The organism is Stenotrophomonas sp. STEN023, from assembly GCF_056760135.1.
Genome location: NZ_JBRREF010000125.1, coordinates 1 through 10,409 on the forward strand (window position 1 = coordinate 1; position 10,409 = coordinate 10,409).

A 10,409-nucleotide genomic window follows, 5' to 3' on the forward strand; every position below is an offset into this window, starting at 1 on the left:
GGCCGCCCGCCCGGGGGATCGGGTTGGTCCCCCGGGCCGGCCAGTGCGCGGCCCACGCGGGGGCGCCGCCGCCCCGACCCCCCCGCCCCCGCGCACGGATCACCAACTGAAACGTGCGGTGGCGGTGATGGTGCGGCCGGTGCCGTAGTAGCAGGACGACACACCGCTGCAGGTGGAGACGAAACGCTTGTCGGCGAGGTTGCTCAGGTTGAGCGCGAACTGCGTGCCGACCGCACCGTGCTGGCCGGCGTCATAGCGGATGGCGGCATCCCACAAGGTGTACGACGGAATCAGGTAGAGGTTGGCGCTGTCGCCGTAGCTGCGGCCGTTGTAACGCACGCCGGCGGCAAGGCTCAGGCCTTCCAAGCCACCGGCGAGGAAGGTGTAATCGGCCCACAATGCCGCCGTCCAGTCCGGCACCATCGCCAGCTGCTTGCCGGTATAGCCGTTGTTGCTGCGGGTGACTTCCGAGTCCATCCAGCTGGCCGCACCGATCACGCTGAAGCCTTGCAGCGGGGTGATGCGCCCTTCCAGCTCGGCGCCGCGCACGCGACCTTCGCCGTCCTGCACCTGGCAATCGGCATTGCCGGCGGCACCGCAGGTGTTATGCGATTTGATCGGATCGTTGGTGACGATGTTCTGCTGGCGCAGGTCGTAGGCCGACAGCGTCAGCAGGCCATCGAACGAAGCCGGCTGATACTTCAGCCCTGCCTCCCACTGCTTGCCGGTCACCGGGTCGAACGGCGTCTGCGTGTAACTCATGTTGACGTTGGTGGCTGCCGGCTGGAACGACTCGGCGTAGCTCAGGTACGGGGTCAGGCCGTTGTCGGCCACGTACAGGATGCCGGCGTTGCCGGTGAATGCCTTGTCCTTGACCTTGGTCGGCACCACCGCGCGGTAGGTGTTGGTGGCCACCGTATACGCCTGGGTCCAGGTGTCGTCCCTGGTCCAGTCGTGGCGGCCGCCGAAGGTCAGGCGCCACTTGTCGATGGCGATCTGGTCCTGCAGGTAGACGCCGGTCTGGCGGTTGATGCCGCCGCTGTAACTGATGCTGGTGGTGACCGGCACGTAGTTGGTATAGACCGGATTGAAGATGTCGATGTCGGCCGGATTGGTCATCGCGCCGCGCGCGCCGGTCCAGTCGGCCTTCTGCCAGTCCACGCCGAACAGCACGGTGTGCTCGGCAACGCCGGTGCTGAATTTGCCGGTCAGGCGGGTATCGACGGTCTCGCCCTTGGAGTCGCCTTCACCCCAGGTTGCGCGGCGCTTCTGGGTGCGGCCATCGGCGTTGAGGGCGCCATTGGTCACCACCGAACGGAACACCGATTCGACATTGGTATGGCGCGCACTCTGGCTCAGGGTCCAGTTGTTGTTGAAGCTGTGTTCGAACAGGTAGCCGGCGGTCCAGATGGTGCGGTCGAAGGTATTCCAGTTGGGCTCGCCGATGAAGGTGGTGTTCTTCATGTAGCCGTAGGCAGTGGGCCGCAGCGTGCCGGCCATCGGCAGGAACTGGTAGGTCGAGCCACCGTCGTCCTTCTGGTACAGGCCGAGCAGGGTCAGGCGCGTGCGCTCGGCGATCTGGAAGGTGTAACTGGGCGCCAGGAACCAGTGCTGCTGCTCGGTGCGGTCGATCTGGGTCTGGCCGTCGCGGTACAGGCCGACCAGACGCAGCAGGTGGCGGTTGTCGTCGCTGCCGGTGCCGACGTCGAAGGCACTGCTGTACTGGCCGTTGCCATCAATGCCCAGGCGCAGCACCTGCTGCTGGTCGGGCATCGGCGTCTTGCTGACCTGGTTGACCATGCCGCCCGGAGCCACCTGCCCGTACATCACTGCGGATGGGCCCTTGAGCACTTCCACCCGATCCAGGTTCCAGCTGTCGACCATGCTGCGGTTCCACTGGCTGCCCTGCGGCGCGCGCATGCCGTCGATGGTGACGTTGTTGGCCCAGCTGCCGGCATCGAAGCCGCGGATGCGGAAGTCATCGACGCGGTTGTCGATGCCGCTGCTTTCCAGCGACACACCGGCCACGTAGCGCATCGCCTCGTTGAGGTTCTGCACGCCGCGTGCGTCCAGTTCCTCGCGCGCGATCACCGATACCGACTGTGCGGTTTCGGCGATGGCGGTATCGGTCTTGGTCGCACCGGAGGTGTGGCCGGTGGTGCGGTAGGCATTGACCCGCACCGCATCCAGGGTCTGCGCGTCGGCAGCCGGCGCCGCATCAGCTTCGGCGGCGACTACAGCAAGCGGGAACAGGGCCGAGACGACGGCAAGAGACAACAAGGCCGGACGGAGGCCGGCAGAAATACGGGGGAGGGACACGGATCAACCTGCACAGACAGAAGTATTGGCTGACTGCCCGGGCAGCGGCTGATACGTCGATTATAGTAAATAATAACCATTCTCAACAACATGGCTGGCACTGGCTGTTCTGCCAGCCACGCTGGTGCCGTTGGCGAAGGCCTGAATACCCGGCCCAAGGCGCGCTTTGCGCCAGCATGTAAAATGGCCAATTTTTAGTCAGGACCATGGCGAAAGCATCCGAACGGGCGCCCGTTCTGGGCCCGGCGTTCATTCGCCTGCTGGCCCGCTTCAATGACGAGGGAGCATCCCCTGCGGCGCCTGCGGTGCCGGAGCGGCTGGCGCAGTGGTTCGACTGGAACCGTGCCATCACCCTGTCCAAGGCGCTGGACAACCCACCGCCGGAGCCCGAACCCGGTGCTGCCTACGATCCGGCGCAGGATGCCGAATACGCCAATGTGCGAACCAAGTTGATGGAAGCCATCCAGGCCGACATCGACCTCAGCCCGCCACGCAACCCAGCGCCTGCCGACGCCGAGCTGCCGCCCGGCTTCGCCCCCTACCGCCAGCACTACCTGAACCAGCAACGTGCCATGCAGACCGCCAGCGGCCGCCTGCGCGGCCGCCTGCGTGACATGCTGGCCCGGCAGTCCGCGTCCAAGGCGCGCCTGGCCGAAGTCGACGCGGTGATGGAAGCCACCCTCAGCCCGCGCGAACACAGCCTGCTTTCCCATGTGCCGGCCCTGCTCGGCCAGCACTACCAACGGCTGCACGACGCCGCCGCGCACGACCCCGCCGATGCAGCCGCATCGGATCCCACCGCGGCACCCACCGGCCCCTGGCTGGCCACGTTCCGGCAAGACCTGCGCATCGCGCTGCTGGCCGAACTGGATGTCCGTTTCCACCCCATCGATGGCCTGCTTGCAGCGCTACGCACCCGGTAATCCGTACCTCATGTCCAGAAACCTCGTTGCAGTCGTTGTCTTCCTTGTTGGCCTGCTGGCCGTGTGCTGGATCGGCATCGGCTATGCCGGCACCCATCCGCTGGCGGCGGTGGTCGCCGCGGTCATCGCTGCCTGCTATCTGGCCGGCGCGGTGGAACTGTTCCGTTACCGCCAGGCCACCAGCACCTTGCAACAGGCCTTGCCATCCATCGGTGAAGCGGCAGACAACCTCGACGGCTGGCTCAGCCGCCTGCAGCCGGGCCTGCGTGGTCCGGTGCGGCTGCGCGTACAGGGCGAGCGCGTCGGTCTGCCCGCACCTGCACTGACCCCATACCTGGTCGGCCTGCTGGTGTTGCTGGGCATGCTCGGCACCCTGCTCGGCATGATGGCCACCCTGCGTGGCACCGGCCTGGCGCTGGAAAGCGCCACCGATCTGGATGCGATCCGCAGCTCGTTGGCCGCACCGGTCAAGGGGCTTGGTTTTGCCTTCGGCACCTCGATCGCCGGTGTTGCCAGTTCAGCCGCACTCGGCCTGCTGTCGGCGCTACTGCGTCGTGAGCGCGCGCAGGCCGTGCAGGAACTGGATGCCGGCATCGCCAGCCAGCTGCGCATGCATTCGCAGAGTTTCCAGCGCGGCGAGACCTTCCGCCTGCTGCAGGAACAGAACGCGCTGATGCCGACCCTGGTCGAGCGCCTGCAAGCCATGATGGGCAGCCTGGAACAGCAGCACCAGGCCAACAACGAACGCCTGCAGGCCAGCCAGCAGGAGTTCCACCAGCGCACCGAAGCGGCCTATACGCAGCTGGCGGCATCGCTGCAGCAATCGATGCAGGCCGGCATCACCCAGCAGGCCAATGCGGTTGGCGCCGCGCTGCAGCCGGTCGTCGACGCGACCATGGCCGGGCTTGCTGACAAGTCCAATGCGCTGCACGCCAGCATCGACAGCGCCGTGCACAAGCAACTGGAAGGCATCAACGCAGCCGTGCAGAGTGCGGCCGCAACTGCGGGCAGCAGCTGGAACAGCGCACTGGAGCAACAGCAGCGCAGCAACAGCGCGCTGACCGAACAGCTGCAGCAGGCGCTCGCACAGTTCGGCAGCAGCTTCGAACAGCGCTCCAGCAGCCTGATCGACGGCGTCGCCGCGCGCATGGAAGACAACGTCGGCCGTACCGCCGAAGCGTGGCGCGATGCATTGGCGAAGCAGCACAGCGCGCATGGCGAACTGGCGCAGCGCAACGAGCAGGCCTTGCTGGCAGCGTCGTCTGCGTTTGAACAACACGCGCAGTCGCTGCTGTCTTCGCTGCAGCAATCGCAAGAACAACTGCAGAGCGCGTTCGCCGAACGCGACGAACAGCGCCTGGGCCAGTGGTCGCAGAGTCTGTCGGCGATGGTCAGCACGCTGGACAGCAGCTGGCAGCGCAATGGCGAGGCTGTCGCGCAGCGCCAGCAGCAGATCTGCGACAGCCTGGCGCAGACCACGCAGGCCATGAGCGAACAGCAGCAGACGCAGGCCCGCGACACCATCGCCGAGATCTCGCGACTCGTCCAAACCGCTTCCGAAGCACCGCGCGCCGCTGCCGAAGTGGTTGCCGAGCTGCGCCAGAAGCTGTCCGACAGCATGGTCCGCGACACCGCCATGCTGGAAGAACGCAGCCATCTGCTGTCCACGCTGGAAACCCTGCTCGGCGCTGTCAACCACGCATCGACCGAGCAACGCAGCGCGGTAGATGCCTTGGTCAGCACCTCGGCTGATCTGCTTGAACGCGTCGGCAGCCGCTTCAGCAATCAGCTCGAAAGCGAGACCAGCAAGCTCGACCACGCCGCCGCCAATGTCACTGCCAGCGCGGTCGAGATGGCCAGCCTGGGCGATGCCTTCGGCAGCGCCGTGCAGCTGTTCGGCCAATCCACCGCAGCCTTGAACGAGCGCCTGCAATTGATCGAAAGCGCGCTGGACAAGTCACTGGCCCGCAGCGACGAGCAGCTGGCCTACTACGTCGCGCAGGCGCGCGAAGTGGTGGACCTGAGCATGCTCTCGCAGAAGCAGATCATCGGTGAGCTGCAGCAGCTGGCCGAAGCCCGCGACAACGCCGGAGCCTGAGCGCGATGAGCGACGAAATCGAATTCGACGCCGAATCCAGCGCCACCACCTGGGCCGCGTTCGGCGACCTGATGTCGGTGCTGCTAGGCGCCTTCGTGCTGATCCTGGCCAGCGTGATCGGCATCCAGTTGCTGTTGCATAACCGCCTGGATGAAGAGGTCAAGCAACGCCAGGAGCAGACCGCCAAGCTGAAGACCTTGGAACAGGCCCTGGCTGCACCGTTGGCCGCTGGCCGCGTCACCGTGATCAATGGGCGCATCGGCATCAGCGGCAGCGTGTTGTTCGCACTCAACTCCGACCAGCTGCAACCGGAAGGCCGCGAGCTGCTGCAGAGCATCGCCGCGCCGTTGCGGGACTATCTGGGTGCACGCGAGGAAATCCTGATGGTCAGCGGCTTCACCGACAACCAGCCGGTGCGTGTGGTCAATGGCCGCTTCGCCGACAACCTGGAGCTGTCCGCCGCGCGCGCGCTCACCGTCACCCGCACCCTGATTGCCGATGGCGTGCCGTCGCAGTCGGTGTTCGCCGCTGCCTTCGGTGCCGAGCAGCCGGTCAGCAGCAACGATGACGAAGCGGGCCGCGCCAAGAACCGTCGCGTCGAGATCGCACCGATCCCGCGTCCCAAGCAGGACGGCAAGGCCGATGCCGCGCAATGATGCCCGCTGATTCGGCAGCACTTGCACAGCTGCAGGCATGGCGCGAGAGCAGTTCCGATCGTTTCGATCCGCCGCGTTTCGAGCTGATCGCGGCGCTGGCGCAGCGCGCGCAACGTTACAGCGGCAGCGCACGCCAGCAGTTGGATGTGCGTCTGTCGCAGTTGATCGACGCGTATGCGCAGCTTGTTGCTGTTGACGTTGCGGAGCATGCAGCAAAGACCAGCGCTGGAAGCCCCCTGCAGTCGCTGCTGCTGCAGCTGGAAGCAGATCCACTGCAATACCAGTTACCGTTGAGCAACTCCAACGCGGCAGCTGGCGGCAGCAACACTGGCGACAACAACGAAGCAGCGCTGATGCCGGCACTGGATGAATTCCAGCAGCTATGGAGCCGCATCCGCATCGACAGCCTGCTACGTCAGTGTCTGGACTCGTTGCCAGCAGATGCAGGTCCGCTGAACTCCAGTGTGCTTACCTATCGTGCGATGGCGCTGATGCAGGAGCTGTCGCCGGAGTATCTGCAGCACTTCATCGCCTACGTGGACGTACTGACGTGGATGGAGCAACTGGGCGCCAGCAGTCCGCAAAGCAACACTGGCCGCGCCGCCAGCGCCCGCAAGCCTCCTCGCGCGAGCACAGGCAAACGCAAAAAGACCTAGCGCTTCAACGCGCACCGTTCATGCCAGCGGCAGCTGCAGACTGAACACCGTGCCTTGTGCTGTGGAAGTAACCTGCGCCTGCCCACCATGCGCGTGGGCGATGGCGCGGATGATCGCCAGACCCAAGCCTGCACCCTCACCATGGCCGCGCCCGCGCGAACGATCCGCGCGATAGAAGCGGTCGAACAATCGTGGCAACACATCGGCAGGAATCGGCGCACCGGGATTGCTGACCTCGATGCTGCAGCGCCCATCGCTGCTGCGGATGCGTATCTGTACCACGCCGCCGGGCGGGCAATGCTGGATGGCGTTGGAGAGCAGGTTGGCGATGGCACGGTGGATCATCAGGCGGTTTCCCTGCAGTTCGGCATCGCCGTCACGCTGCAGGCACACTTGTTTGTCTTCGGCCAATAGACCGTAGAACTCCAGCAGCGTATCCACCAAGCCGCCAATCGCCACACGTTCCCGGGTTGGCAACGCATCCACCGTTTCCGCCTGTGCCAGATACAGCATGTCCGTCACCGTCCGTGACAACCGCTGCATCTCCTCGGCGCAGGAACCAAGCGCATCGCGATAGGCGGCGTTGTCACGCGGCTGCGCCAGCACCACGTGCACCTGGGTAAGCATATTGGTGATCGGCGTGCGCAACTCATGGCTGAGGTCGGCGGAGAATTCGGACAGACGCACGAAATCGTTCTGCAGCCGCGTCAGCATGCTGTTCAAGGTCTGCGCAAGGTGATCGAGCTCGGCCGGGGCCGCGCCCACCGACAGGCGCCGGTCCAGATGCTCGGTGGTGATCTGCTTGGCTTCATCGGCCAAGTTCTGCAGCGGTCGCAACGTGCGCCGCACCACGTAGCCGCCGAGCAGGCTGCTGGCCACCGCCGCCAGCACAATGCAGGCCGCAAGCAGCTGGTGGAAGCCACGCAGGAACGGCGCGTGGCGGGCACCGTCAATCGCCAACAACAAGGTCAACGGGCGGCCCTGCTGCATCTGGCGCAGATGCAGGACGATGAAACGGTTGTCGTCTGGCAGACGCCACAGCTGCTGTCGCAGCTGCGCAGTCGGCGGATGCTGCCGCGCATAGGCCAGCAGGCTTGGCGGCGCGGTGGAGAACAGCGCATTGCCCTCGGCATCACCGATCCAGAAGGCGATATCCGGATGGTGACCCAAGGCTTCACCGAGCCGTTGACCTAGCTGCTGCGGCGCTACGGTAGCCGCCATATCGCTGATCAGTGCCGCCTTGTTCTCCAGCTCGGCGCGGTCCAGGGCATTGAAGTTGTGCCGTACCGCCTGGTCGATGGCGATGCCGAGCACGGCCATTACCAACACGCTGATCGTGGCCAGCAGTGCGGTAAGCCGCCAGACGGTGGAGCGCCGCCGCGTCACGCATCGTCACCGGCGGCTGGCGCTTCCAGCACATAGCCCATGCCGCGCACGGTAACGATGAGCTTGTCGGCGAAATCGTCGTCGATCTTGGCCCGCAGCCGGCGTACCGCGACATCAATGACGTTGGTATCACTGTCGAAGTTCATGTCCCATACCTGTGATGCGATCAGCGAGCGCGGCAGCACCTCACCACGGCGTCGCGCCAGCAGTTCCAGCAAGGCGTACTCCTTCGGGCTGAGCGCGATGCGGCGCTCGCCACGCTGCACGCGGCGGCGCAGGGTATCCACCACCAGATCGGCGATGACGATGCGCTCCGCCTGCGGCTGAACCTGGCCGCGACGCAACAAGGTACGCACCCGCGCCAGCAATTCGACGAAGGCGAAAGGCTTGACCAGGTAATCGTCGGCACCCAGTTCCAGGCCCTGCACGCGATCAGGAATGCTGCTGCGCGCGGTCAGGAACAACACCGGCAGTGGATTGCCGGCATCACGCAGCCGCGCCAGTACATTCCAGCCATCCATGCCCGGCAACATCACGTCCAGGATCAGCAGTTGATGGTCGCCGCTGCTGGCCAGGTGCAGCCCGTCCACGCCGTCGGCAACGAGATCCACCACATAGCCGGCCTCTTCAAGCCCTTGGCGCAGATAGCTGCCGGTCTTGGGTTCGTCTTCGACGATCAACAACTTCATTGCGGGTCCTCGAAGCAGCGCTGGCTCAGGCGGTGGGGTCAAGCGTACCCAGTACGGCGACACATGCCAGCACCAGCAGCGCCAGCAATGCTTCCAACGCGAGGCTGCGGCGCAGCGCGCGCAATGGATGCGCTGCTCTGGTCTGCAGCGCAGCAGCCAGAGCCGGCACCAGCCGCCAGCGATGCAAAGCTGCCAACAACAGCATGCCGACCACCAACAGCAGCTTGAACGACAGCCAGCGCCCATGGGGGGTGCCGGTCAAACTGGCCAGGCCGCCACCCAGATCGATGTAGCTGATGCTGCCGGTAATGGCCAGCAGCGCGACGATGACCGTACCGGGCAGCGCGAAACCACGCAGGCCGGCCAACAGCGCCGCTGCGCGTTCACCTTGTGGCTGTTGCTGGCTGCGCCACAACAGGCTCAGCAAGGCCATGATGGCGCCCAGCCACGCACCGGCCGCAAGCAGGTGGACGATGCCCGCCGACAGCCGTGGCCAGCCTTGCAGGTACTCGCCCGCGCCGGCATGACCGTTCCAGGCAAGGCTGGCCAACGCGATGGCGGCCAATGCTGTCTGTGGCAGCAGCTGACGCGCGTGCTGCCGCCGTGGCAGCAACAGGAGCAGCAGCAAGGCCAGCACCGCGCCGCGGATCAGAGCGGCGCGACCGGCGGTGGTGGCACCGATGAACCAGGCCAGATCATCTACCCCCAATGCATCCGGTGCGATGTCGAGCAAGGTGGATACGCGCAAAGTCGCGTCCAGCAACACCATGACCAGACCAACGATGGCCAGCAGCACGCCCCAACTGCGCCAGCCCAGCAGCGGCGCCAGCCGCTGACTGCGCGCGAACAGCGGTACGCCGAACAGCAGCATCAGGTCCACATACAACAGGAAACGCAGCGCGTAGACAAAGGGTTCCGACATCGTCCGGCCTGCTTACTTGACGCTGAAATCGAGCTCGCCACTCATCGGGTGGCTGTCCGATCCCACCGTGCGCCATTGCAGGCGATAGTTGCCCGGCACCAGCGGTGCATTGGGCACGGTCCGCAGGGTGCGGCCATCGGCAAGTACCTGCGCAGGCGCCACGGCCACCTTCATCCACAAGCGGCCATGACCCATGAACAACTCGGCGCGCGAGCCGCGTGCGAGCAAGGCTTCGCTGAAGGTCACGTCGATCTGGGTTGGCGCGGCCACGGCGGCGTTGGCAGCAGGACTGGAGCTCAGCGCCCGCGGATGCGCGATTGCCGTGGCCGTAGCGAAGAAGCCAGCCAGCAGCACGGCGGCAGCGGAAAGAGAGAAACGACGGAGCAATGACATGACCGGCACCTGCAAGAGAGGTGCTCAGGCTAGGCGCGCTCAGCTGTCATCGGCCTGACCTGGAGATTACGAAACTGTCAGAAACCCGTTGCTAGGAAGCAGTGCACTGCGCGAACCGGGCTACATCGACGGCGAGCAGACTGCTTGTTTGTGGGAGCGGCGTAAGCCGCGAAGCAGATACATCACCAGGAGACACTGCTGCTCACGACTTCAACACTGTCAGCTTCGCGGCTTGCGCCGCTCCCACAAACAGAGACTGCCCCTGAGAGAGTCGGGGGGGGGGGGGGGGACCCCCAGACCGCCCCCGGGGACCCCCCCCCCCGGGCCCACCAGGGCGAAAGGGAACCCCCCCGAGGACCCCCGGGTT

Annotated in this window: 9 protein-coding genes; 4 read left to right on the top strand and 5 right to left on the bottom strand. The window is 65.6% G+C overall.

The window, feature by feature from the left end; all coding sequences use genetic code 11:
• Positions 1–99 precede the first annotated feature (99 nt).
• Positions 100–2,319, bottom strand: coding sequence for a TonB-dependent siderophore receptor (locus tag ACVOLV_RS21140; RefSeq protein ID WP_481556080.1), 2,220 nt, complete (start codon positions 2,317–2,319; stop codon positions 100–102).
• A gap of 206 nt (positions 2,320–2,525) precedes the next feature.
• Here ACVOLV_RS21140 and ACVOLV_RS21145 point away from each other — a divergent pair, with 206 nt between their 5' ends.
• The 4 genes from ACVOLV_RS21145 to ACVOLV_RS21160 are packed head-to-tail and all read left to right on the top strand — an operon-like array spanning position 2,526 to position 6,652.
• On the top strand, positions 2,526–3,242 hold the full coding sequence (locus tag ACVOLV_RS21145) for a DUF3348 domain-containing protein (RefSeq protein ID WP_481556081.1): 717 nt from the start codon (positions 2,526–2,528) through the stop codon (positions 3,240–3,242).
• Positions 3,243–3,252: 10 nt separating this feature from the next.
• Positions 3,253–5,340 (top strand): DUF802 domain-containing protein, encoded by a 2,088-nt coding sequence (locus ACVOLV_RS21150; protein ID WP_481556082.1) that lies wholly within the window; start codon positions 3,253–3,255, stop codon positions 5,338–5,340.
• 5 nt (positions 5,341–5,345) lie between these two features.
• Complete coding sequence (locus tag ACVOLV_RS21155; protein ID WP_313172829.1) at positions 5,346–5,996, top strand: OmpA family protein; 651 nt, start codon at positions 5,346–5,348, stop codon at positions 5,994–5,996.
• Complete coding sequence (locus tag ACVOLV_RS21160; protein ID WP_481556083.1) at positions 5,993–6,652, top strand: DUF2894 domain-containing protein; 660 nt, start codon at positions 5,993–5,995, stop codon at positions 6,650–6,652. Before ACVOLV_RS21155 ends, ACVOLV_RS21160 begins: the two co-directional genes overlap by 4 nt.
• 18 nt (positions 6,653–6,670) lie before the next feature.
• Here ACVOLV_RS21160 and ACVOLV_RS21165 read toward each other — a convergent pair whose 3' ends face one another.
• From ACVOLV_RS21165 to ACVOLV_RS21180, 4 genes are read right to left on the bottom strand one after another with little or no spacing between them, the layout of a single operon-like run.
• Positions 6,671–8,038 (bottom strand): heavy metal sensor histidine kinase, encoded by a 1,368-nt coding sequence (locus tag ACVOLV_RS21165; protein WP_481556084.1) that lies wholly within the window; start codon positions 8,036–8,038, stop codon positions 6,671–6,673.
• Complete coding sequence (locus ACVOLV_RS21170; protein WP_481556085.1) at positions 8,035–8,727, bottom strand: heavy metal response regulator transcription factor; 693 nt, start codon at positions 8,725–8,727, stop codon at positions 8,035–8,037. The genes ACVOLV_RS21165 and ACVOLV_RS21170 overlap by 4 nt, the downstream gene beginning before the upstream one ends.
• Positions 8,728–8,752: 25 nt before the next feature.
• Positions 8,753–9,649 (bottom strand): copper homeostasis membrane protein CopD, encoded by an 897-nt coding sequence (copD, locus tag ACVOLV_RS21175; protein ID WP_481556086.1) that lies wholly within the window; start codon positions 9,647–9,649, stop codon positions 8,753–8,755.
• Between the two features lie 12 nt (positions 9,650–9,661).
• Positions 9,662–10,042: a copper resistance protein CopC gene (locus ACVOLV_RS21180; protein WP_481556087.1), complete on the bottom strand. Its 381-nt coding sequence runs from the start codon at positions 10,040–10,042 to the stop codon at positions 9,662–9,664.
• Positions 10,043–10,409: the final 367 nt, after the last annotated feature.